Source organism: Vibrio coralliilyticus ATCC BAA-450, from assembly GCF_000176135.1.
Classification (GTDB): Bacteria; Pseudomonadota; Gammaproteobacteria; order Enterobacterales; family Vibrionaceae; genus Vibrio; species Vibrio coralliilyticus.
Map to the genome: position 1 here is coordinate 34,373 of NZ_ACZN01000016.1, position 23,656 is coordinate 58,028.

General features: G+C 44.6%; 18 protein-coding genes. 13 read left to right on the forward strand and 5 right to left on the reverse strand.

Annotated features, from left to right (window positions below; all coding sequences use genetic code 11):
- Positions 1-62: 62 nt before the first annotated feature.
- Positions 63-272: a DUF3283 family protein gene (locus VIC_RS11375; RefSeq protein WP_006959884.1), complete on the reverse strand. Its 210-nt coding sequence runs from the start codon at positions 270-272 to the stop codon at positions 63-65.
- 161 nt (positions 273-433) lie between these two features.
- Positions 434-631 carry a PA3496 family putative envelope integrity protein gene (locus VIC_RS11380; protein ID WP_006959890.1) on the reverse strand — a complete coding sequence of 66 codons (198 nt, stop codon included), beginning with the start codon at positions 629-631 and terminating at the stop codon, positions 434-436.
- Between the two features lie 371 nt (positions 632-1,002).
- Between VIC_RS11380 and VIC_RS11385 the strand changes: the two genes are divergently transcribed.
- From VIC_RS11385 to VIC_RS11395, 3 genes are read left to right on the forward strand one after another with little or no spacing between them, the layout of a single operon-like run.
- A complete protein-coding gene (locus VIC_RS11385; RefSeq protein ID WP_006959891.1) occupies positions 1,003-1,851 on the forward strand; it encodes an ABC transporter ATP-binding protein in 849 nt (282 codons plus the stop codon).
- Positions 1,848-2,780 (forward strand): ATP-binding cassette domain-containing protein, encoded by a 933-nt coding sequence (locus VIC_RS11390; protein ID WP_006959892.1) that lies wholly within the window; start codon positions 1,848-1,850, stop codon positions 2,778-2,780. Before VIC_RS11385 ends, VIC_RS11390 begins: the two co-directional genes overlap by 4 nt.
- Positions 2,777-3,247: a hypothetical protein gene (locus VIC_RS11395; RefSeq protein WP_031342636.1), complete on the forward strand. Its 471-nt coding sequence runs from the start codon at positions 2,777-2,779 to the stop codon at positions 3,245-3,247. Before VIC_RS11390 ends, VIC_RS11395 begins: the two co-directional genes overlap by 4 nt.
- An 85-nt stretch (positions 3,248-3,332) precedes the next feature.
- On the opposite strand, the gene VIC_RS11400 is transcribed toward VIC_RS11395, so the two are convergent.
- Both VIC_RS11400 and VIC_RS11405 read right to left on the reverse strand, forming a co-directional pair.
- Positions 3,333-4,250, reverse strand: coding sequence for a phosphatidylinositol-specific phospholipase C/glycerophosphodiester phosphodiesterase family protein (locus VIC_RS11400; protein WP_039951835.1), 918 nt, complete (start codon positions 4,248-4,250; stop codon positions 3,333-3,335).
- 604 nt (positions 4,251-4,854) lie between these two features.
- Positions 4,855-6,825: a replication initiator protein RctB domain-containing protein gene (locus tag VIC_RS11405; protein ID WP_006959895.1), complete on the reverse strand. Its 1,971-nt coding sequence runs from the start codon at positions 6,823-6,825 to the stop codon at positions 4,855-4,857.
- 1,251 nt (positions 6,826-8,076) lie between these two features.
- Between VIC_RS11405 and VIC_RS11410 the strand changes: the two genes are divergently transcribed.
- The 3 genes from VIC_RS11410 to VIC_RS11420 all read left to right on the forward strand — a co-directional run bounded on the left by VIC_RS11410 (position 8,077) and on the right by VIC_RS11420 (position 12,370).
- Positions 8,077-9,294, forward strand: a complete 1,218-nt coding sequence (locus VIC_RS11410; RefSeq protein WP_006959900.1) for a ParA family protein — start codon at positions 8,077-8,079, stop codon at positions 9,292-9,294.
- 7 nt (positions 9,295-9,301) lie between these two features.
- Positions 9,302-10,273, forward strand: coding sequence for a ParB/RepB/Spo0J family partition protein (locus VIC_RS11415; protein ID WP_006959902.1), 972 nt, complete (start codon positions 9,302-9,304; stop codon positions 10,271-10,273).
- Between the two features lie 108 nt (positions 10,274-10,381).
- Positions 10,382-12,370 (forward strand): tRNA(Met) cytidine acetyltransferase TmcA, encoded by a 1,989-nt coding sequence (locus VIC_RS11420; protein WP_006959904.1) that lies wholly within the window; start codon positions 10,382-10,384, stop codon positions 12,368-12,370.
- Positions 12,371-12,482: 112 nt separating this feature from the next.
- Here VIC_RS11420 and VIC_RS11425 read toward each other — a convergent pair whose 3' ends face one another.
- Positions 12,483-15,692, reverse strand: coding sequence for a methyl-accepting chemotaxis protein (locus VIC_RS11425; protein WP_006959906.1), 3,210 nt, complete (start codon positions 15,690-15,692; stop codon positions 12,483-12,485).
- Between the two features lie 484 nt (positions 15,693-16,176).
- Between VIC_RS11425 and VIC_RS11430 the strand changes: the two genes are divergently transcribed.
- From VIC_RS11430 to VIC_RS11460, 7 genes are all read left to right on the forward strand, one after another.
- Complete coding sequence (locus VIC_RS11430) at positions 16,177-16,470, forward strand: STAS domain-containing protein (RefSeq protein ID WP_006959908.1); 294 nt, start codon at positions 16,177-16,179, stop codon at positions 16,468-16,470.
- The gene (locus VIC_RS11435) at positions 16,463-16,822 is read left to right on the forward strand and encodes a response regulator (protein ID WP_006959910.1); all 360 of its coding nucleotides are present in this window, start codon (positions 16,463-16,465) and stop codon (positions 16,820-16,822) included. The genes VIC_RS11430 and VIC_RS11435 overlap by 8 nt, the downstream gene beginning before the upstream one ends.
- A gap of 45 nt (positions 16,823-16,867) precedes the next feature.
- Entirely contained in the window at positions 16,868-18,973 is a 2,106-nt protein-coding gene (locus VIC_RS11440) for a chemotaxis protein CheA (protein WP_006959911.1), read from the forward strand.
- Between the two features lie 9 nt (positions 18,974-18,982).
- Complete coding sequence (locus VIC_RS11445; RefSeq protein WP_019277402.1) at positions 18,983-19,522, forward strand: chemotaxis protein CheW; 540 nt, start codon at positions 18,983-18,985, stop codon at positions 19,520-19,522.
- Positions 19,519-19,989 carry a chemotaxis protein CheW gene (locus VIC_RS11450; RefSeq protein WP_019277401.1) on the forward strand — a complete coding sequence of 157 codons (471 nt, stop codon included), beginning with the start codon at positions 19,519-19,521 and terminating at the stop codon, positions 19,987-19,989. The genes VIC_RS11445 and VIC_RS11450 overlap by 4 nt, the downstream gene beginning before the upstream one ends.
- A gap of 108 nt (positions 19,990-20,097) precedes the next feature.
- Complete coding sequence (gene aer2, locus VIC_RS11455; RefSeq protein WP_006959913.1) at positions 20,098-22,815, forward strand: aerotaxis transducer Aer2; 2,718 nt, start codon at positions 20,098-20,100, stop codon at positions 22,813-22,815.
- The gene (locus tag VIC_RS11460; protein ID WP_006959915.1) at positions 22,800-23,654 is read left to right on the forward strand and encodes a CheR family methyltransferase; all 855 of its coding nucleotides are present in this window, start codon (positions 22,800-22,802) and stop codon (positions 23,652-23,654) included. Before aer2 ends, VIC_RS11460 begins: the two co-directional genes overlap by 16 nt.
- Positions 23,655-23,656: the final 2 nt, after the last annotated feature.

The window sequence follows — 23,656 nt, forward strand, 5'->3', positions numbered from 1 at the left end:
CGCGAAGGATTTTAGCAAAAATCGAGACCATTTCAATTTCTCGATGTCTTGCACACAGGACGTCAGGCGACACCCATCACTCGCTTGTACTTGGCTACAGATTCGAGAAAAGACGCTCGTTCATCTTCATCTCTGATTTTATCCGCTTGCTGATCAATTTCATCTGGCCCTGCTTTCGCTTCACGCAGCTTCCAGACTAAAAATGAGGCCTGTTTATCAAGCTCAATTTTGTTTTTTTCGTTGGCCGGGAGGGTAGATAAATTAATCGACATACAAAGGGGCTGAATCTGCAAAAATATGGAGAGGGAATATAGCACATTCGTGACTTAAATGGACATCAAAGCGCGGTGAGTGAGTTAACTAAGATCAAAAAAAGAAAAATTAAGGGTGGCTATTTGAGCCACCCTTACGTCGATTATCACTGTCATCACATCTAGTGCAGTATGCCTAGGTCTTTCGCTTCCTCTATGGTTAAGCCGCTTTCGCGAATCTCTCTTAATGCTTCAATACGACGACGAGCCTCCGCCGACTTAACACTTTTGGTTGGCTTCTGTGATTGTACTTCTTCCGTGAAGTCCCACTTGTCTGTGATTTTAGTCATTTCATCATGGTCAATAGAATTAATGGACATTGTAACCTCCGAACAAACCATGCAAGGGACAGCTAATCTGTAGCAAAAGCTCGCCGCCCTTGTTAAGAATTTTAGCTTCATAATGTGATTGCGCTAATAGTTCGTGCACAGTTACTGTTTTTTGTATAAATAAGCTTTGCGCGTGGCCAAATGGCGAAGTACATTTAAGGGATTCCCCCTAGTATTTGTAAGGCGATCCAGCTCTCACTTTTCACGCCAACTCCAGTAGTACTTCTCCCTCACAAATGACAAACCTGTTCACATACTGAGCGTTTTTCGAGTCACTTCACTGTTTTAATCACCACTTCTTTTCAGTCAAAAGTTAACAGTTAATGATAATCATTCTCCTTTATTTTTAGGTAAGTGTGATTATGAGTGATAAAGAGCTAACGCATGCGGTACATCACGACCCGATCATTCAGGTTCGTGATTTATGCGTCGATTACATAACGGACAACGGCGACTTTCGCGCGGTGAAATCCGTCAGTTTTGATATAGGCAAAGGTGAAATATTCGGTCTCGCGGGAGAATCAGGTTGTGGCAAAAGCACTATCGCTTTTGCAATCAATCGTCTCCACAAGCCGCCCGCGTTCATTTCTGAGGGGCAAATCCATTTTGACGGTCAAGACCTGCTTAAACTATCAGATCGCCAGATAAACGCGATTCGTTGGAGCGAAATTGCAATGGTTTTCCAAAGTGCAATGAATTCGCTAAACCCAGTTCTGCCCATTCAGGAGCAGTTTGCCGACGTGTTGCGCCACCATAAAGGCATGAGTGACCTTGAGGCGAAAGACAGAGCGGAAAAGCTGCTGGATCTGGTTAATATTCCACGAGAACGGTTAAGCGAATACCCTCACCAGTTCAGTGGTGGCATGCGCCAGCGACTCGTGATTGCGATTGCGTTATCGCTTAACCCAAAGCTGATCATTATGGACGAGCCCACAACCGCACTGGATGTGGTGGTACAACGTGAGATCCTGCAACAAATCTATCAATTGCGTGAAGAGTTTGGCTTCTCAGTTCTGTTCATTACCCATGATCTGGCACTAATGAGCCAGTTGTGTGATCGGATTGCCATCATGCGCCATGGAGAGATTGTGGAAATCAATCAATCGACTCAGATCCGTAACCATCCTCAACACCCTTACACACAGAAACTATGGGCGTCATTCCCCAACATTCATCAAGGTAAGCATCACGTACAAGGAGCGACGGTATGAGCCAGCCGATTATCCAACTCAACAATGTTGTCAAAGAGTTCACGATTGGCGGTGGTTTCGCCGCGCAAGATAGATTTAAAGCACTGCAAGGCGTCAGTTTTAGTCTGCACAAAGGCAAAACTCTGGCGCTGGTCGGTGAGTCTGGTTGTGGAAAAAGCACCTGTGCACGCTTGATCACCAAAGTCCACTCTGCCACATCAGGAGAGATCCTGTTTAACGGCAACAACATTGAACAGATCCAGAGCCGAAAAGCCCTCCTTGATTATCGCAGTAAAGTGCAAATGGTGTTTCAGGACCCGTTTGGCTCACTTAATCCAACTCATACCATTGCTCACCACCTCACCCGCCCACTTAAGATCCATAAGCAGGTTAAGAGCAGCCACGCCATCCCGAAACGATTGACTGAGTTATTGGACTTAGTCGAACTCGCGCCAGACACATTAGAAAAGTACCCTCACCAGTTAAGCGGAGGCCAGCGACAACGGGTGAATTTAGCGCGAGCACTAGCAGTTGGCGCGGAAGTGATATTGGCTGATGAGCCGACGTCGATGCTTGATGTATCGATCAGGCTTGGCGTGCTTAACCTGATGCAACGAATGAAAAAAGAACTGGGTATCGGCTTTTTGTACATCACACATGATTTAGCGACCGCTCATTACATCGCGGAAGAAACCGCCGTGATGTACAAAGGCCAGATTGTTGAGTGGGGTGACACACAGGCGATCTTAACCGATCCGCAACATCCTTATACCAAGCTGCTGATCTCTGCGGTACCGGATCCTGATCTGACGTTTGGTAATCTGGTCAAGAGTGAACCAAACTACTCTGTAGACGCTGATCAAATTCGCGCGACCAGCGCGGTAGTGCAACAAGGCTATGATCAAATTGGTCCAAATCATTTTGTAAAACATTGGGTTAAAGCTGCATGATGACGCTTGATAACTGGGTTTCACACATCGACAACTGGTACCAAACACAGAAGCATGATCAAGGTATTGAAGCTTTAGTACTGAGTGTGCCTGACGAAGTATGGGGCCCAGAGATTAGCGAGCTACAAAGTAAAGCCATTGCCTGCTGGCTGGATGCTTGTTTGCGAGTTTTCCATTTTGAGCGCTACTCACAACCTGATAAAGCTTACCAGTATCTTCAGCTTGCCTACAGCAAACTTCAATTGTGCGCCTGTAACCCAGAAACAGAGTTAGCACTTAAAGACTGGTGCATGAAACGACTGCAAAACCTGACGGTGGTCAGTTTAGAATTTTGCAATCAACGCCCCGAAGCACATTGGCAAAGTCAATCACATCAACTGATTGAGTCACACGTCCAGTTTATGGCCGCACAAAGCTGGAATGAATCTCGGAACGATGATCAAGAACTTTACGAACAGCGGCATTGATAGGCAGATCATTCAGTAGCAAATTCATTCAGTAGAAAATGGCAGCGACAAGGCTGCCATTTACCTTGAAAACAACAGCACTACATTAGTACATGGATTGCCAGTCTGGGTGATCGAGCCAGTTAAGCCCTGGCATATCTGGGTGAGGATCATGGCGCAATAGCCAGTCGTGTAGGGTCTGTTGTAAATCTGTATTGATGTAGTCCACGTTTGCTTTCGTCAGCTCGCCCCAAATTTTGTTATGGGTTTCAGGATCCCCTTCTGGGGTTGCCCAGAAACGAATCTTCTGCATATTACTATGCGCAGTCGTCACAATCCGTTCGAGTTCCACCAGTGCAGCATCAGGCCACTCCCCTTCCCCATTGAAATCACCAAACTGTTCTTGATCAAAGTAATCAAAATTGTTGCTAATCAATGGCATTAGAGTAGGTGAATAGCCCTTATCAAGATCGCTCAGTCGCCCATCAACAAACGAATAACGGGTTTGCTGTTGATCCATCAACTCGATCGGACGATTGCCGGAGATGATCGCAGTAACTGGGCCTTGATACACTTTACCATCTTGATAGCGGCTGAATACATCCGGATACTTTGCAAGTACCTCTTCCACTGCCTGCCAAGTCAGAACATCTTGAGTCTTGATATCAATCAGCAGGACTGCGGTGTAGTTCCAACCATCATACATTTGGTTCTGGTTATTTCTGACGTGTTCAACTATCGGCTGAACATAAAGCTCGTCAAATTTCCACTCGTGAACAAGGTCGTCTTCATCATGGGCAATCAGAACCTCCTCATAACCTTCTTCATAGTAAACATCGGCTTCAAAACTCCCAAAACCCAGCTCTGCCGCGCCATAAAAAGGCTCATCTCGATAGTAATCATTATGAGAGTGAGAACGAACCGTCTCCATGGTATCGGTTTCAGTCTCTGTTTCATTACAGGCACTCAACACTAAGCAGCTGAGTACGATAAGTACCACTTGTATAGGCTTCCCAAATTTCATCATTTTTCCCGATTATTCAATAAACAAACTGAATCACTGCATTGGCAGTGCGAGGGACATCATTTGAGCAATAAGTGACACTTCCATTAACGAAAAATGACCATGTGCTAATTAATATGAATGAGTTAAAAGGTGGAATAAGAATCTGATTTAGATAATAAAATTACATTCATGCCACTGATTTTATGACTAACGAAAGTGTGATAGTGAAATTCAGTAGGTACCAAACAGATACAGGTAGATCGCTCAAAGGCGGAACAATGATCAAGGCTTTCTCTTGATCATGCTTTCAGTAATTGAGGAATTTCAAGCAAAAAAAAGCGAGTTCATAAGAACTCGCAAAATATTCAGAATGAATGTAACAATATGAGCCAATCTATCAGGGATAATCCAAATCCCTCATTCATCAGAAAGGACAAAAGGTTGTCTATTCGGGATAAATATTATCCAACTCCACTGCAACCAATGTCAGTTCATTGTCAGGGGAATGTAGTAGATATGTCTATTCACCACAGGTATGTAACAGCCTGTATCAAGCAGTAAACAGATATAAAAAAGCCAGCAAGAATTTGCTGGCTGATAGAAAACGCGGGCTATTCTTCACTTATACCGCCACTTCGTCAAGCACTCTGAACACGGTCTCGTCCAAATGCCCTTCATGCACCTGTTTGCAAACTTTACGTCTTACCGCAAGGCCAGCAATCAGGCGTTCAATGGATAAGTGTTTGTTTTCACTCTGACCATTGTAGAGCTCAATCAACTTACTGAGCGTTTCGTATGGGATGATCTCCTCCCCTACTCTGAGGAAATCGAGCTTCTCTATGAGCTCCTGACACTCTTCTTGGATGGAATTGTGAGAATGCCCGGTCATCGCAGCTAAAGCCGTTATAGAGCGTTCTAGAGCCTCTGGAGAGGTATATTTAGAGAGAGTAATCGTAATTTCATCGGCATTGATCTCAACCAGATGCTTACGCACTTTGACTCGTCGTCCTAATTTGCCCTTAGGAGAGCGCTCTTTACGTTGGATAGGTTCAAACTCACCGTCAATGATCTGTGACATCTCATCCAACTGCTGCTTGGTGACCATCTCGTTACGCAGCGGGTTTGGCAAGGTCGGCGCCATGTTGCGTTTACCTGCATTGGTAGTGCGCGCACGGGAGTAACGTAAGACTTCTTCAGCATCGCACTTAATGTCGAACTGATAGTCTTTGATCTTGCCGTCTTCTTCCAGCGTGGAGATCGTCAGATGATAACCCCAAAGATTGACCTCAAACGGATCTTCAACGCCACTGCCTTCGGATAACTTCTTGAGTTCGCGGATCAAATCCATTGAGAATCGACGCCACTCGATGTTGCGTGCCAACTTCTGATTCAATGTGCTAAGTAGCATCACATCAGTATGACGGCGTGACATCCGACTACGGAAGTAACTGTACAGTTGGAAAACCAATGTATGTTGCTTCAAGATCTCTGGTGGGAACAGGAAGAAATAATCACGGGTTAGCAGCTCTTCATAGAAAGAAGGCTCCCAGACGAGGATATACAGGTTCGGTTTAATACGAATTTCGCCGTCAGCGCCTTCTGTTGGTGCCTCTTCTGATGCCGTAATGGTCCGAGCCAGAAAACGGAAACGATCACTCTTGAAGCCTTCTGGCATGTTCTCACTCAACCAACGGCCCGTCAGCTCATGCAGTTGAAAATCGGTAAACTCAATACGATCAATACTGTCGCGGATCGAATCTCGCGCAGGTCCACTATCCTTCTTACCACGTAATGAAAGAATGTCTGTAATATATAATGGCGTCTTATTCGGAGTTTGCTTGGCATCCAATTGATATTGGTGCTGGTGGTGCTCATGGTACTGAACGGTAAGCGTGAACAACGCAAACAACGTCATCAGATCGTCCACCGTCATAATGTTTTTCGATGATCGTGTTTCGATCACTGCTTTAGTGCCAGAGATCGAAACCATGCTTTTCTGGTATTGCTTACGGGTGCGTGGCGGAGCCAATGCCTGATCAATGATACCCGCCCAATTGGTTGGCGAAACAACAAACTGATCCGCCTCATCTTTCATTGCAGGTGGCGTATTAAGGCCATGTTCATTCAACAGACGCTTATTCACATGAGTTTGTGCTAATGCCTTGGAGCGTTTCTGTTTTTCGCTCTGTTTGACGGATTCCGTCATCAGGCTGGTGGCGCCTAATGCAGTGATCAATTGGTTAGGATTTACGAAACGGTGCAGCATAGTTTTGCCAGCAAGACCTTCTTCAAAACGAACCGGGATCTGTTGGAACAAACCGATATTTACTGCAGCTCGCAGACGTTGCTGAATGGCAGCCCGAGTCAATTGACCGTCAGTGGCATCAATCAACTCTGTGGTAGAGACCAGTCCATCTTTGCTACTGAAGCCTTGTAAAGAAATAAGATTCAGAAGTTCAACTATGCTTTTAGTGACGCCTTTGAAGTGCTGATATTGCTCAATCCAATTCACTGCGGCTTCGGACACCTCAAACATATGTCCGTCTTTATGGCTTCTTGGAGCCTTAATCAGTACTTTTTCTTCTGAACTCATTTATTATGATCCGTATCACACTAGCCGTAATATCGCTATGGTTCCGAAAGAATAAAGAAAAACAGATCATAAATAAAGAAAAAACTTGTTGTTTTAAATAACTGATCTTTCTGATTAAAGTGATCTTAAATGATTATATGATCTAATGATCTGGTAAAGAGTTTGCTTGTAACTTCATGTTATTCATAATCTTTTTTTATCCACTGCTGAAAGCATGATCATGAACACCTCGAAACTATGATCATCAAATGACTGAAAGCATGATCAAACCTTTTCAGAACGATGATCATTAGTGTTACGAATGCATGATCAATATCGAACCCGAAGCATGATCATCGTAGACTCACAATTTATCCACAGAGCGAAACGAACACACCCGAAATGGATGCTTCATTTGATGGGGAATTTGAGTGTAGAACACGAAAGAATGATCAAGGATAGCCTGTGTGTGCATGTGAATTGATGTTTTCTTCACCAATCTGAAATCCATCTGACATACATTGCTCATTTTGCAGGGAGTAAATCTGACTAACATCGGTGTCGAAAGCATGATCAAGAAAATCGAGCCATGTAAGGTTCTTCTCTCTTCGTTACTCGATTTAACGTGAGATACCAGTACATACAGCGACATCTCTTGGTTCATCTGCATTCCGCCGTAATTCGGACTGAAATTATCATGCTTCCGAGCGTCATCGTTACTTGATCATTGATCCGAATAAGGATCATTAAAACTGAAGGTATTTAACTGTCTCAAACACATCGAATTTTCCTTGATCATGCTTCCTATAAGCGATTTTATGCCTGAAAGCATGATCACCGTAATTGCCTTGATCATTGTTTCGGAAAGTCGCGAGCATGAGGAGTTGTTGAGTTTACTCTCTATCAGATTAAGTTCATTGAATTAGGAAGGACTAGCAAGTCAATATGGTGTTCGTCTAGAGTCGAAATTACACAGGCCGTAAAATGTGAGCATATAACAATCGTTCCGGGAAATTTTTCTCTTTTTCATCGATTTTTTATTTACAATGTAAATAAGTGATACTGTAACACTTCAAATGTAGTCGAATATTAAAGGGCTTTTACACATCTAAAATGGTCAATTTTTGACAGGTTTTGTTGTGTATTCATTAAATCGATTGAAAACTCTCTTATTAATGTGATTTGCATCTATAAATGTCTGTTCACCTTTTTGTTGTTATTGGTTGATTATGCTGTACAATTATCAACAGACACTAATAACGGAATTTGGCAATGAAAAGAGAACAGACAATTGATAGTCTCATTCAACTCGCTGAACAAACTGCACAGGTTCAGGCTGACCGAATAGAGATCGTTTTGGAAGAGCGCAGCGATGAGCATTTCCCGCCTATGTCGAAAGCATTGATGGAAACTCGTTCAGGTCTGACTCGTCGTAAATTGGATGATGCGATCAGTAAACTCGAGGAGTCCGGTCATCAGTTTACGAAGAATAATGCGAATCACTATTCTATTTCACTGCAAGAAGCTCACATGTTGATGGACGCGGCTGGCGTTGCGAAATTCCATGAGCGTAAGAAAAACAATGACAATAAACCGTGGATTATCAATGTACAGAACCAGAAGGGTGGTACAGGTAAATCCATGACGGCTGTGCACCTTGCGGCGTGTTTAGCATTGAACTTAGACAAGCGTTACCGTATTTGTCTGATTGACTTGGATCCACAAGGTTCATTGCGTTTATTCCTTAATCCACAAATTAGCCTGACTGACCACGATAACATTTACTCAGCCGTGGATGTGATGCTCGACAACGTGCCTGAAGGCGTCGAAGTCGACAAAGAATTCCTGCATAAAAATGTGTTGCTTCCTACTCAGTACCCGAACCTGAAAACCGTATCGGCGTTCCCGGAAGACGCGATGTTTAACGCAGAAGCGTGGCAAAATCTATCACAGAATCAATCTCTCGATATCGTAAAACTATTGAAGGAAAAGCTGATTGATCAAATCGCCGATGATTTCGATATCATCATGATTGATACCGGTCCACACGTTGATCCACTCGTGTGGAATGCGATGTATGCATCTAACGCACTGCTTATCCCTTGTGCCGCTAAGCGTCTAGACTGGGCATCTACGGTAAACTTCTTCCAGCATCTCCCGACAGTATACGAGATGTTCCCAGAAGACTGGCAGGGGCTTGAGTTTGTTCGTTTGATGCCAACGATGTTTGAAGATGACAACAAGAAGCAAGTGGCCGTTCTGACGGAGATGAACTACCTGTTAGGCGATCAAGTGACGATGGCCACTATTCCACGTAGCCGTGCTTTTGAAACCTGTGCCGATACCTACAGTACTGTATTTGACCTGACAACTGGCGATTTTGAAGGTGGTAAAAAGACGTTGGCGACAGCGCAAGATGCTGTTCAAAAGAGTGCGTTAGAGCTTGAACGAGTTCTGCATAGCAACTGGTCATCACTAAATCAGGGGTAATTAGACAATGGCAATTAAAACTTCAGATTTAAACGCAAGATTGTTTGGTAAAGCCAATAAACGCCATGTAGCAACGCCTCAGGAAGCGCAAAAAGCGGCTAAAGAGCAAGCGCAGGTGATTGAACTGGCGGTTGCAGGCGAGGAGATGGTTACGTTTGAGCTGGTACGCATTTCGGCCAGCGATATAGCGGAGCAGACGGTTGTATTTGCAGAAAATGCCCGTGAGCAATCTTTCCTAAATGAACATGCGTTGTCCGATGTTCTGGCAACATTAAAAGAACGTGGACAGCAATACCCAGCCGTTGGCCGTAAGCGCGAAGACGGTAAGATTGAAGTCCTTGACGGTAGCCGCCGTCGTATGTCTTGTATCTTGGCCGAAAAAGATTTCCTCATCTACGTTGCTGAAAACATCAATGGTGAGCATGCAAAATTCTTGTCCGATGTGGCGAATGCCCACAAGCCTTTGTCTTTATATGAAAAAGGCAAAGAGATGCAGGCGAAGCTGGAAAGCGGTGAGGCAGAAGATCAAAAAGCACTAGCTAAGATGTTCCAATGCAGTGAAGCCTTGGTGAGTGGCGCATTGAAAGCCGCGGATCTGCCGTTAACGCTGCTTCAGGCCTACCCAAATGTAGCTGATTTAGGGCGTCCGACGATTGTGAAGCTTCACAAGCAATTCAATGAACTTAGTGAAGCAAACCGTGGCAAGCTTTTAGATAAGTGTCAGTCAACGGACGGTTTTGTTTGGCAACGCAGTCAAGCTCAGGGCGTTGCACGTATTACGAAAGAAGTTTCTGAAACCCTTGAACAGTGGATTGAAGAGCTTGCGCCAAGTAAACGTTCAGCCAGCCGAAAAATAGAGTTAGTTAAAGGGCGCGCCAGTTACAGTCGCAAAGGCGCAGACTTAGCACTTAATCTGAAAAAAGTGGATGATGCACTGATGCAAGAGATTCTCGACTTTGTATCGACTAAACTCAAATAGCGTTATTGTTACCTGACAGAAAGCCGCACTTTGCGGCTTTTTTTCTACCTCTCATTTACGCGTCTTAGTTGTTATAATTCGCTTATTCTCGGAACTTTGACAACGGCCATGCACAATTATTTTTCTCAACTTATTCAATCCGCCAATAACGCGAATCACAGATTTGGAGTGGTGCTGAAAGGCAGTGTTGACTGGCAGTCTAATACGTTGTCAGCCCTTAAAGAGTTGTTTTCAAATTCTGCTATTTATCAGCTGGGTGGGAAAAGTGACGATGATAATGTACATCTGGTTACGTTTAAGCAAGGGCAGAGGTTACTAGGGCAAGAGTGTGGCCTTCTCATTTGCGATTTTTCCGATGGATTTGACGCAAATTCCTTTAGTGCCGCATTGGGCTGCGTAACCGGTGGTGGCTTGGTTGTAATAATACCAGTTGATTCCGATTCTCTTTCGTTGTCAGAACAATGGTTCGATATTGCTTTAGGTTCGCTGATTCAGGTTGAGCAATCTAAGCCTTTGCCTGAATTACCTCAAATGGAGAGTGCCAGCGCTGAACCTTTAGCACAGCAGAAAGTCGCGGTTGAGAAAATACGAAAAGTCGTTGAAGGGCATCGCAAACGTCCTTTGGTGATGACCGCTGACCGTGGGAGAGGGAAGAGCAGTGCTCTGGGGATTGCTGCCGCTGAATTGATGGAAGCGCGTAACCTCCACATTGTCGTGACTGCGCCGAGCCTTGCGACAGTGTCTCCTGTGTTCGAACATGCTCATCGTCTGCTTCCAGAGGCGGCCGCCAAAAAAGGTTTCATTCAATTGGGTCAATCGACACTGACGTTTATTGCGCCTGATGCACTACTTCGAATGCCTCCTGAATGCGATTTGCTATTGGTTGATGAAGCCTCCGCAATTCCAATTCCAATGTTGCAGAAAATGGTCGAGCGCCACCACCGTTGTGTGTTTTCGACAACGATTCATGGCTATGAGGGGTGCGGACGCGGTTTCACACTCAAGTTTCAGGCTTGGCTCAGACAGCAAAGACCAGGTGCGGTGTTTTATCACTTGGATCAGCCGATTCGCTGGAATGAGAATGACCCTGTCGAACGTTGGCTGTTTGAGACTTTTTTGCTTAATGCCGAATTGGAGACGCCGCCTCCCACTGTTTTACCGCCAATTAAATTGGAGCTAATCGACAAGCAACAACTTGTGGTTCAGCCTGATTTACTGCGATCTTGTTTTGCGTTACTGGTAAACGCTCACTATCAAACATCACCAAATGATTTAATGCTGTTGCTTGAAGATGATGCGATCCAGCTTTATGCGGCATTCTCAGAACAATATTGCCTAGGTTGTATGTTAACGATTAAAGAGGGTCAGTTAGAAGAGCCTTTAATTAAATCGATACAACAAGGACAAAGAAGGCCAAGAGGGCATTTGGTACCAGTGATGCTAGCCAATCACCTTGGTTTAACCCAAGCTGCCAGCCAGGCAAGCCTCAGAGTGATGAGAATTGCTACACACCCTGACTATCAGCAGCAGGGGGTTGGCTCTGCCATGTTAGAACAGTTGACGCAACGGTCAGGGAGTCAGTTTATGTCCACCAGCTTTGGAGCGACTAGTGAGTTAATTCGCTTCTGGCGTAAGAATGGTTTTGTTCCTGTTAAGTTAGGTGTGCAAAGAGATCAAGCGAGTGGCTGCCATTCAGTGGTCATGGTCAAAGGGAATTTCGATTGGATTTCGGTGGCCGAGCAGCATTTTCATCAGTCTATGCGTTATCTTTTCGGTGATGTATTCGCTGATATTGAAACTGACATTGTACGTAATCTATTGCGTAAGGAAGATGCTTCCGTAGCAGAATGTGAATTTGAGAGGCTTGTTAGAAACTATAGTCTGGGCGGGGCAGGGTTCGAAAGTGTGGCTCCGTTTATCGCTAACTGGGTGCTGTCCTCGAACAAAGCAATAATAGGTTGCTCATCTCTTGTGATCCGTAAGGTGTTGCAGCAACGCAGTTGGCAAGCGTGTAGTGAAGAATTTGGTTTTACTGGGAAAAAGCAAACCGAGCAGCAATTGAGAACAGATATACAGGTCTTGTTAGATATCGGATGAAAACGCCCGAATTTACACTGTAAAAGGGACCGATTTCAGGCTTTACCCTACTAGAACAGCGTATAAAAAAGAGGAGAATATATCTCCTCTTTTATTGTTTAAATGTTTCTTCTTAGTACGAATAGTTACTCACCTTGAGCACAGTTTGAGCCTCTGTTCGGCTCGATGATGATGGAGAAATATCTTCAATTTTGAAGCTGGACAGCAGTTGTATAACACTGTTGACTTGTTCTTCCATTGACGTACTGTTTGCGGAAGCTTCTTCTACCAATGCTGCATTTTGCTGAGTCATATCATCCATGTCTTTAATGGTCTCATTGACCTTAGAAATTCGATTGCTTTGAGTTGAAGAGCCTGCTGAAATCTCAGCAATCATAGACGTTACTTTTTCTACCGAGGAAACGAGATCTTTGAGTGTCGAACCAGATTCATTAACCAGCTCCGTACCTTCTTCCACTTTGGATACGCTATCTCGAATCAATTCCTTGATCTCTTTGGCTGCTTGAGCTGAGCGTTGAGCTAGATTGCGTACTTCTCCTGCGACGACGGCAAACCCTCGTCCTTGTTCACCAGCCCGTGCTGCCTCTACGGCAGCGTTCAGTGCCAATAAGTTAGTTTGGAAGGCGATTTCATCAATGACACCGATAATGTCTGAAATCCGCTTACTGGAACTATTGATTTCTGCCATGCTTACTACCGCTCGCTCAACAACTTCTCCACCACGTTGTGCTTTGACTTGAGCATCTCGCGCTAAGTCAGTTGCCAAACTGGCGTTGTCGGCATTTTGTTTTACCGACTCAGTCATATCAGACATCGACGCAGAGGTCCGTTCTAATGACGCGGCTTGGTCTTCGGTTCGGTGGCTCAAGTTAACAACACCGCTTGATAGTTCGCTCACTGAGTTGTTGACGATACCGGCTGATTGGCTAATGTTTTTAATCAGTTCTAGCAAGTTTTCAATACTGGTATTCACGGCTTCCTTCAATACAGCAAAATCACCTTGGTAATTACCTTTCACTGTGCTCGTTAGGTCGCCATCTGCTAAGCGAGCGAGAACTTCTTTGCATTCATTCGTTGGTTCAACCATGGCATCCAATGTTTGGTTCATTCCTTCAACAATTTGCTTGAAGTCACCTTGATGGCGTGAGGTGTCTGCCCGGTTATCTAGCTTTCCTTCAACCGCCGCAATCGCTAATGCGTTGGCGTCATCGATAAGCTGTTTAATGGCGGCAATACATGTATTGAGGTTGTTTTTGAGTAGGTTAAAGTCACCATTGTAGTGTTCTTCAATAGGTGAGGGTACTTGACCTTTCGCTATTTGATCGACGCAATTTGCTGCCACCGTGAGCGGTGTGACAACCGCGTCTAGCGTGCTGTTGACCCCTTTGATGATGGTTCTGAAATCACCTTGATGCTGAGTTTCATCGGCTCTTGCTGATAGCTGACCTGCGATTGCTGCATCTGCTAGGTTGTTGGCATCTTTGACCAGAAGGTTGATAGCTGAAATACAGGTGTTTAAGTTATCTTTCAGTTTGTTGAAGTCGCCGCGGTACTCATCGGTGATTGTATCGGGGATCTGGCCTAGGGATATTTTCGCCACGCAATCTGCAGCGATAGCTAATGGTCCGACGATGGCGTCGAGAAGCTCGTTAATACCATCGCCAAGATCGTGCATAAAGCCACTCAGGCGGGTGGTATCTAAACGAGTGCTGAGTTGGCCTGATGCAGCTGCACGTATGACATTCTCAACTTGCAGCTCTGCATCACGTTGCTCCGTTAAATCATCCCACTCAATGACGGTTCCTAGGCGAATTCCATTTTCGCCCATTACCGGATTCGCAATGACTTTGTAGATTCGCTTGTCGATGTTGATCTCTACAGCCACAGTTTTATCTATTGATTGAAGAATGCGTTGGTATTCAGTTGTGTGACTGAATAGACCAATGTTTCTACCTAGTAACCTTTCAGGGTCAAAACCTTTAATGGCATTGCTGAAACTTGATACATTTCGAGCAAATTCTTGATGCATCGCGTGATTCAGGTAAATGAGATCGTTGTTGTTATCCGCTACCATCACACTTGCGGATACTTGATCAAGGGCCTGACGAATACGGCTATTTTCTTCTGCTTGTACTCGCTCCTGTTCCATTCTCTTTTCAAGGTCACGTTGCGCTTGGAGAAGATTTTCCTGCATGGTTGAGAGGGCTTTGAGCAGCATACCTGATTCATCATTCGAGCTGGCATTAATTTGATTGTTCAGTTTCCCTGAAGCGATAGAGTTGGCTATTTGTACAGCAGCTGTAATCGGTACGGTAATACCTTTTTGCACTACATAAACGACAAGTGCTGTCAGTAACAGTGCAGCTACCATTAAAATGATATCTCTTGTGAGTTCGGAACTCGCTTTATCCGCATAAGCTTGTGTTAGGGTGATGAGATCATTTGCCAGTTTATCTTCTACTTGCTTGAGCAGATTGATTTTTGCTGTTTGCGCTTTGAACCACTCTGCCGGGTCAACACCAAAGCCCCCAATCATAGCGTATTCAATAGCTATCTCACGAAAAGAGGCCGTTTCTTCCATGATCGGTCCAGTCATGGTTCCGCGGTATATTTCTAGTTGTGAGGGCGCTGCGAGGGTTTTGAATACACTAGTATAATTGGTCTGAGCGGATACAAGATTTTGGAAGCGTTCATACTGACGCCCTTGGAACTCATCATTAGCAAATACCCCCATTAACAATGCACGTTCAATACCTGCTCGTTCTTTACTTTGCAAAAAGTTTGCATAAGCTGCGGCCATAGAGCTGAGCTCTCCACTTGAACTGGCTTTAGAAAGATGAACAATGTCACCCAAGAACTGGGCATTCATGTCTGTATAGAATCCAATTGCCTGGCTTTTAGGTATCTCAAGGGCGTCTATCTCTGTCCGCTTCGAATCCAATTCATTCAGTACAGAGAGGGAATGATCCAACTGCTTCTCAAAGGCTGAGCCATAGATAGAAGGATCAAAACTTTGCATGAACAACCTGAGCTGATCTCTCTTTGCATCTACGGTTCTGCGTTGATCTTGAACTTCATTTGAGAAGCGTAAGCCGCGGCTGTCCATAAAGCCGGCGGTAATGCCTCGCTCTTTTTGTAACTCATGCACGAGAGCACTAGCTTTAACTGAAAACTCTGACAGCATCAGTATGTTGTTATCTTCTTCAACGAGAGCAACGTTTCTCATCACCTGTGTTTGGGCAAAATAGACTAAACACACAACCGGAATGACGATAATTGCCATTAACTTCCAACGTAGTTTGAGATCAGCAAAAAGGTTCATAGACTCTTTCCTATCATCCGTCCACTTAAGCGCTGATAAGCGGTATTGAGTTAATTAAACTTAATAATGAAATATGAGCGTAGTTTAATATTGATGTTATTGCGTAGCGATGGTGGGGAATACTCTGATGTGGCTCAATAATTGTGATATTCGATAGGGCAAGCAATAGGTTTACAATTTACATTGTAAACTCTGAAGTGCTAGATTTCTTGGTTGATAGATTTAACAAAAGGTAGATGTTTTTGATTTGTTTGCAAATATTCCTTTATCTATAAAAAATATATGGAAATTATTTTGTCCGTCATTAATGAACTAACCCTTTAAAAAACAAGGTAATTAACCTTGCTTTGAACGTAAATATATGACTTTTAGTTCATAATTTGATTTTGTTAATTTGCTAAATATCTATTCCTTCCTACACTCAAAATTAAGCGAAAAGCTTCCATAACGGCTAGGAAATTATAAGAAAAGTGTAGGTAGAAACATGGAATGTTTACTTCCTGAGTCTCTAGACATTTCTACAGTGCTAGACACAACGACTCATTATCAAGAATGGTTTGCCAATCACGACTCTATTCAGTTAAACGCTAGTTCAGTGGCGAGAGTGGATGCGGCTGGCGTACAACTACTCTCTTCTCTTTTTATTTCCGCAAAGAAGAATCAACGAGAAATTCAGTTGCTTAAACCTAGTGATGTTCTACTTGAAGGCATCGATACGCTAGGTTTGCAAGACGTGTTTGAGCTAAAACTAAAGTCGGAGAGTAATCAAAATGACTAAGATTCTTGCAGTAGACGATTCTGTATCCATTCGCCAGATGGTGAGCCACACGTTACGTGATGCTGGCTATGAAGTCGAAACCGCAAATGATGGTCGAGATGCACTCAACAAAGTCGCGAGTAGCAAATTTGATGTGGTCATTTCGGATGTCAATATGCCCAATATGGGAGGGTTCGAGCTTGTTAAGGCGCTGAGAGATAAGCCTCAGTACAAGTTCGTTCCTATTCTAATGCTGACGACTGAAACCAGTACCGAAAAAAAACAACAAGGTAAATCAGCCGGAGCAACGGGATGGCTAGTTAAGCCATTTAACCCAGAAACGCTTCTAAAAACTCTAAAACGCGTTATCTAAATCAAATAATTCATTAACAACGTCATCTGGCAGGGAAAAAAGCTTATGGCTTTAGATATGGAACAATTGCGCAAGATGTTTTACGAAGAGTGTCGTGAAAATCTTGAGGTGTTGGAAGATGTGTTACTTAATCTGGATGTGACTTCTCTCGATGAAGAATCCATTAATACCATCTTTCGTGCTGCTCACTCGATTAAGGGAGGAGCAGCAACATTTAACTTGTTTGATATCAGTGAATTTACCCACTCTGTAGAAGCCTACCTAGATCTGGTCCGTAATAATGAAAAAGAGCTCACTGCAGAGACTGTCGATCTGCTACTTAAAAGTGGTGATTGTATCCAGAGCATGCTGGAAGGGCATGAACAAGGCAGTGAAGTAGACACAGCACTGCAAAAAGAGGTCAGTGCGCAGCTTCATGAGTTACTCGGTGAAGCGTCTGTGGATTCCGAGCCTCATAACGAAGAACTCTCTGAACAAACAACGAATAGTGATGATTCACAACCAGACACTTCTGGCGGTGAAGGTCACTGGCTGGTGACTTTTGAACCCCACCCTGAAATGTTTTTTAGTGGCAATGACCCGCTAAGAATACTCCGCGAGTTAAAAGAGCTTCATGCTTCCTGTCAGATTACGGTGAATACAGAGTCTTTGCCTGAAATTGAAGCGATCGAAGCTGAACTTTGCTACCTCAAATGGCAAGCAAGTCTTGATGTTGAAGTAAAAGAAGAGGAAATCCGAGAGATTTTCGAATGGGTCGAAGATGAATGTGAGCTAACGGTCGAGTTTATCTCCGCTATCCCTGCCACAAATACAGCAGCTCCTGAGGAAGTTGAGGAGCCTCAAACTTCCGCTACAAAAGACCCCTCTGCAACCAAAGAAGTGGCGGCACAAGATTCAATTAAAACCGAGCAGAAACCAACAAAAGTTGCGAAAACAGAGTCAAGTGTCAGCTCCATTAGAGTGGATATAGACAAAGTTGATAGCCTGATCAACTTGGTCGGGGAACTTGTTATTACTCAATCGATGCTTACTGAGATCGGCAATGATTTCACGATTGATAAGCTAGAGAAGCTCAAGGTTGGATTAGCGCAACTGTTGCAAAACAGTAAGGACCTGCAGGAAAACGTACTGAACATTCGCATGTTACCGATGAGCTTTGCTTTCAGCCGCTTCCCACGTCTGGTCCGTGATCTATCGACTCGTTTAGAGAAACAGGTTGACTTGCAAATTCAGGGCGAGCAGACAGAGCTTGATAAGACGGTACTAGAGCGCATTGTGGATCCTTTGGTTCACTTAGTCAGAAACGGTATCGACCACGGCATAGAGTTGCCTCAAACACGATTGGAAAGGGGTAAGAAAGAGCAAGGCGTGATCAAGCTGAACGCCTATCACCAAGGTGGTTCTATTGTCATTGAAATTAAAGATGATGGTGCTGGCTTAGATTGCGACAAGCTTTGGAATAAAGCCACTGAAAAAGGTGTTCTCGCGCCAGATGCGCGTCGCGAAGACATGAGCGAAAAGCAGATTATGAATTTGATTTTTGCACCAGGTTTCTCTACTGCAGAAGAAGTTTCTGATATTTCGGGCCGAGGTGTCGGCATGGATGTGGTGAGAAGAAACATCGAAGAGTTGGGTGGTCACATTGAAGTGGAATCGGAGTTGGGAGTCGGAAGCTGTTTTACGATCAGCTTGCCACTGACGCTCGCTATTCTTGATGGCCAGCTGGTAAAAGTCGCCGGCGAGGTGTACGTAATCCCACTGTTGACGATAGTAGAATCGATTCAGATTGACCCCGAATGTATCAAGCTTGCCTCTGGGGGAATTGAATTGTATCGCCTGCGTGAAGAGAACATTCCGATCCTTCGTCTGCAAGAAGAACTGGAGATGGGACAGAGTGGTTCTCTGGATGCTCGTATTCTCTGCTTCGTTGAAGCAGCTGGTAACCGTGTAGGCCTTCTATTAGATGAATTGCTCGATCAGCAACAGGTCGTGATTAAGAGCCTAGAATCTAACTACAGCAAAGTTGCTGGCATTTCAGGGGCCACTATTCTCGGAGATGGCTCTGTATCGTTAATTCTCGACATACAGGGCTTGATCACCAACTTCCTCAAACGAGCATCTGACTCAACGCACAACGGCTTAGCAGCATAAGGGGGCGTGATGGAAACAGCAACAGAGGTTAACTCTCGTCAGGCGATTGAAGCTCAGGCGCAAGCCGTTCTAGAACAAGTGAGCGAAGAAGGGGTTTCTGAAAGTGCAGACTTCTTAAGCTTTAAGTTGGCGAGCGAATTGTATGGCGTAGAGATAAAAGATGTTGAAGAAATTCGTGTCTGGGAGCGCCCAACACCAATACCGCGAGCACCACGATATGTGAAAGGGGTTATCAATCTGCGAGGAATGATTGTGCCTGTGGTGGATTTACGTAGCCGGTTTGAAATCGGTGAATGCGAATACCTGCCAAGCACAGTTGTGATTGTCTTGCGCTTTCAGGCAGAAGAAAGTGAACGCCTAATGGGCTTGGTGGTTGATGCTGTGAGCGATGTCGTTAGCCAAGGGCAAAATGAGCTTTATCCAGGAGTGGGCGAGTCTGCTGTTTCTCCTTATCTTCAAGGGCTGATAAATGTAGGCGAGCAAGTCATGTCATTGCTCGATACTGAAGAGCTTCTCAACATAGAGCGAATTTTGAGGAAAGAGCCATGATCATACCGCAAGAGTTTTTGAGCTTTGTGTTAGGGGATGACGAGTATGGCGTGCCCATTCTTGATGTCCGTGAAGTTCGTGGCTGGAGCTCGGTACGTGAAGTGCCCAACTCTCCAGATTATATGCTGGGTGTACTAGAGATTCGTGGAGAGTATGTCCCGATAGTTGACCTACGTTCTCGATTCGGATTACCCCCAGCGCAGATCAGTGCAACCACGGTGGTGATTGTTCTCAATGATGCAGAGATGCATCCGTTAGGTATCATCGTTGACGGTGTCTCCGAGGTCTATCCGCTAACAGATGAACAAATAAAACCTGCACCGCACGTATCCCACTCAGTTGACCACAGCTATATAAGAGGTATTGCGTCAGTCGAAAATGGTCATCTGATATTAATAAAACTTGAGGCTCTGTTTGATGTATCAGAGCTTGTTGTACCTGACCAGAACGAAGAGAGTTGGGCTTAAAACACGTCAAACGAAGCAACCAGTGAGAGGTGACTCATGGCATTTTGGAATCGGAAACCACAGCCTGCTACTGCGGAGCAATTTGCTTCGTCTGCGCAGGATAGTTTAATGGATGAATACGAGCCGGAAAGTAATAAAGGGTTGTCTAAAGAGCAACTCTTCTCAGCGTTGAACGCAGCGCAGACAGCGCTGATGATGATCGATCGGGACTTTAAAATCACCTATGTGAACCAGAAGTCGATGGATCTGCTGAAAACACATGAGGCGCTGTTTCAGTCTTTCTGGCCTAACTTCCGTGCCGATGAAGATTTTCTGATGGGCTATTGTATTGATGGTTTTCACTCAAACCCAGCACATCAGCGCCAAATGCTGTCCAACCCTTCAAATCTGCCTTACACCACTACTATTGAAGTCAAAGATGTAAAAATTGAGCTGAATGTCGGCGCGATCATTGACGGTCAAGGTAACTATGTTGGTAACACACTGGAATGGTCTGATGTTACTGCTGCGGTAGCCCAGCAAAACGATATTGCCAGACTGCAAGCTGCGGTTGATCAAGCCCAGACGGCAATGGTGATGATAGACCGTGATTTTAATATTACGTATGCCAACCAAGAAACTCTCAAGTTGTTTGGTAAACATGAGGCAACATTACGAACTGTCTGGTCAGGCTTTACGGCTTCAGAAGACTGGTTGATGGGGCGCTGCATCGACGAATTCCATAAGAATCCAGCACACCAAAGACAATTGTTGTCTGACCCATCGAATTTGCCATACAAGACCGACATTCAGATTGCAGACTTAACCATCGAACTTAACGTCGCTTCAATAACTGACTCACAGGGAAATTACATCGGTAATACTCTGGAGTGGTCAGACGTAACAGCGATGCGTGCTCAACAAGATGACGTGGCCAGGCTGCAAGCAGCCGTTGATCAAGCCCAAACTGCGATGGTGATGATAGACCGAGACTTCCTTATTACTTATGCCAACAAAGAAACCATCGAATTGTTTGGTAAGCATGAAGCGAAGCTACGAACAGTTTGGTCAGGCTTTACAGCATCTGAAGAGTGGTTGATGGGACGTTGTATTGATGAGTTCCATAAGAACCCTGCCCATCAGAGACAGCTTCTCTCGACGCCGAATAATCTCCCTTACAAAACCGATATTGATATTGCGGATATCAAAATAGAGCTTAATGTTGCTGCGATTACTGATGCGCAAGGTAACTATATTGGTAATACACTTGAATGGCGTGATGTTACTGAAGAACGTGCAAAAGAGCAGGAAGTTGGTCGTTTAGCATCGGCGGTGAAAGGGATGACCACTAATATGATGATGGCTGATAAAGACGGTATTATTCAGTACCTCAACCCGGCATTATCGACATTACTTAAATCCAGAGAAAGTGATTTACAAAAAGCACTGCCTGGATTTGATGCCAGCAACTTGGTTGGTAAAAATATCGATGTCTTCCATAAAAACCCCAGCCACCAGAGGAACATTATTAGTAACCCGGACAGGCTTCCATTCAGTTCTAACATCGCCGTCGGAGGACTGGAATTTAATTTGACCTGTATTGCTATGCACGATGCTCAAGGCAACTATATCGGCCCTGCATTACAGTGGGAAGATATCACTGAGCAGCAAGATGGTCAGCGTCAGGTTGAAGCGTTGATTCAGCGTGCAATTTCTGGAGAGCTTAACGAGCGGATTGATACCTCTGTATACAGCGGCTTCATGAAAGAGCTCGGGGATGGCATTAATAACTTGCTCGACACCATGGTCGAACCTATTGGTCAGTGTATTGATGTCATGAGTCGTGTTGCTGACGGCGATTTAAATACCAATATGTCTGAGGATAACAAGGGCGAGTTTGGTCGACTGTCTGATGCGGTTAACACCTCGATACTTAACCTGCGCAACATGGTCGATAAGATCACCCAAGCTTCGGCACGAGTCGCTACCGCTTCTACGGAAATAGCGGAAGGCAACAATGATTTGAGCCAACGTGTTGAAGCACAAGCTTCTAATCTAGAAGAAACTGCCGCAAGCATGGAGCAGATGACAGCTACTGTTCGCCAAAATGCTGATAACGCGAAAGGAGCGAATTCTCTTGCGGAAGACGCGACTAAGAAAGCGAGTAAAGGTGGCGAAGTGGTCGGTCAAGCAGTCTCAGCAATGTCCGAAATCAACACTGCGAGCAAGAAAATTGCTGACATCATTGGTGTTATCGATGAAATCGCCTTCCAGACTAACTTATTGGCACTGAATGCTGCGGTGGAAGCTGCCCGAGCTGGCGAGCAAGGACGTGGTTTCGCAGTGGTTGCAGGTGAAGTTCGAAACTTAGCGCAGCGCAGTGCGGCGGCGGCAAAAGAAATTAAAGGGTTAATCAAAGATAGCGTAGAGAAAGTGGATGAAGGCTCCAGATTGGTGGATGAGTCCGGTGATACCTTGAATGAAATCGTTGAGGCAGTCGAGAAGGTGACAGAGTTAATCGCACAGATTGCTTCGTCGAGCTTAGAGCAATCGACAGGTATTGATGAGATCAACCGCGCTATCACAACGATGGATGAAATGACTCAGCAGAATGCGTCCTTAGTTGAAGAAACCTCGGCAGCTAGTCAGTCGCTGAAAGATGAAGGTAAGCAACTTATTCATCTGATGAACTTCTTTGCTTCTGACGACAATGTTGCCACCTTTGATTCACCAAAGACGAAAGACTCTGGGCATCAAAGCAGCAATGTAAGGGAAATCAGGACACCACGCGTTGCTAATGCAGGATTCAAAGCGGGTGAGGAAGGGGACGAATGGGAAGAGTTCTAACTCGTGAAGGAGGAGGGGCATCTGCAACTGAGTTTGAGCTAACGGATAAAGATTTTAAGTTTATCCAGTGGTTCATGCACAAGCATGCGGGCATTTACTTCTCTGATCGAAAGCGAACCATGGTCTATGGACGCATTAGCCGCCAGCTTAGGCGGCTAGGACTCACTCGTTTCTCTGAGTACAAATCTGTTATTGAACAAGACAATAGTGAACGAGTGAGGTTTATCAATAGCCTTACGACGAACAAAACCCAGTTTTTCCGTGAATACCATCATTTTGAGTTTTTAGAAAATGTGATGTTGGATGAGTGGCAGAAACAAGGGGTTGAAAATATCAAAATCTGGTCTGCAGGATGCTCGACAGGTGAAGAACCATACAGTTTCGTTTCTTCCCTTTACTGCTCCAATGCCTTTAACCAGTTCAAACAGGTATCCATCACGGCAACAGATCTTGATACAAAAGTGCTCTCTCATGCGAAGCAGGGGATCTACAGTGATGAGGCGATTTCATCTATCCCTAAACAATATCTAAAGCCCTGTTTCTTTAAAGGAAGAGATGGTCAGCAGGGAAACATAAAAATAGCCAAGGGGCTGCAAAAACACATCCAGTTTCATCAGCTAAACTTGCTAGATAAGTGGGACTTTAGACAGCCTTTTGATTTGATTTCGTGTCGTAACGTGATGATCTACTTTGATAGGCCGACCCAAGAAAAACTTATCAGAAGGTTTCATCAGCAACTTAAACCTAATGGGATTTTATTTATCGGGCATTCCGAAAGCGTCGGAGCCTGTAGCGATATTTTTCGTCACTTAGGCAAAACCATCTATGTGAAACAATAGGG

Bases quoted from the DNA above. Each gene is read 5' to 3' on its own strand.
- VIC_RS11375 (WP_006959884.1), bottom strand. From the start codon at position 272: ATGTCGATTAATTTATCTACCCTCCCGGCCAACGAAAAAAACAAAATT.
- VIC_RS11380 (WP_006959890.1), bottom strand. From the start codon at position 631: ATGTCCATTAATTCTATTGACCATGATGAAATGACTAAAATCACAGAC.
- VIC_RS11385 (WP_006959891.1), top strand. From the start codon at position 1,003: ATGAGTGATAAAGAGCTAACGCATGCGGTACATCACGACCCGATCATT.
- VIC_RS11390 (WP_006959892.1), top strand. From the start codon at position 1,848: ATGAGCCAGCCGATTATCCAACTCAACAATGTTGTCAAAGAGTTCACG.
- VIC_RS11395 (WP_031342636.1), top strand. From the start codon at position 2,777: ATGATGACGCTTGATAACTGGGTTTCACACATCGACAACTGGTACCAA.
- VIC_RS11400 (WP_039951835.1), bottom strand. From the start codon at position 4,250: ATGAAATTTGGGAAGCCTATACAAGTGGTACTTATCGTACTCAGCTGC.
- VIC_RS11405 (WP_006959895.1), bottom strand. From the start codon at position 6,825: ATGAGTTCAGAAGAAAAAGTACTGATTAAGGCTCCAAGAAGCCATAAA.
- VIC_RS11410 (WP_006959900.1), top strand. From the start codon at position 8,077: ATGAAAAGAGAACAGACAATTGATAGTCTCATTCAACTCGCTGAACAA.
- VIC_RS11415 (WP_006959902.1), top strand. From the start codon at position 9,302: ATGGCAATTAAAACTTCAGATTTAAACGCAAGATTGTTTGGTAAAGCC.
- VIC_RS11420 (WP_006959904.1), top strand. From the start codon at position 10,382: ATGCACAATTATTTTTCTCAACTTATTCAATCCGCCAATAACGCGAAT.
- VIC_RS11425 (WP_006959906.1), bottom strand. From the start codon at position 15,692: ATGAACCTTTTTGCTGATCTCAAACTACGTTGGAAGTTAATGGCAATT.
- VIC_RS11430 (WP_006959908.1), top strand. From the start codon at position 16,177: ATGGAATGTTTACTTCCTGAGTCTCTAGACATTTCTACAGTGCTAGAC.
- VIC_RS11435 (WP_006959910.1), top strand. From the start codon at position 16,463: ATGACTAAGATTCTTGCAGTAGACGATTCTGTATCCATTCGCCAGATG.
- VIC_RS11440 (WP_006959911.1), top strand. From the start codon at position 16,868: ATGGCTTTAGATATGGAACAATTGCGCAAGATGTTTTACGAAGAGTGT.
- VIC_RS11445 (WP_019277402.1), top strand. From the start codon at position 18,983: ATGGAAACAGCAACAGAGGTTAACTCTCGTCAGGCGATTGAAGCTCAG.
- VIC_RS11450 (WP_019277401.1), top strand. From the start codon at position 19,519: ATGATCATACCGCAAGAGTTTTTGAGCTTTGTGTTAGGGGATGACGAG.
- aer2 (WP_006959913.1), top strand. From the start codon at position 20,098: ATGGATGAATACGAGCCGGAAAGTAATAAAGGGTTGTCTAAAGAGCAA.
- VIC_RS11460 (WP_006959915.1), top strand. From the start codon at position 22,800: ATGGGAAGAGTTCTAACTCGTGAAGGAGGAGGGGCATCTGCAACTGAG.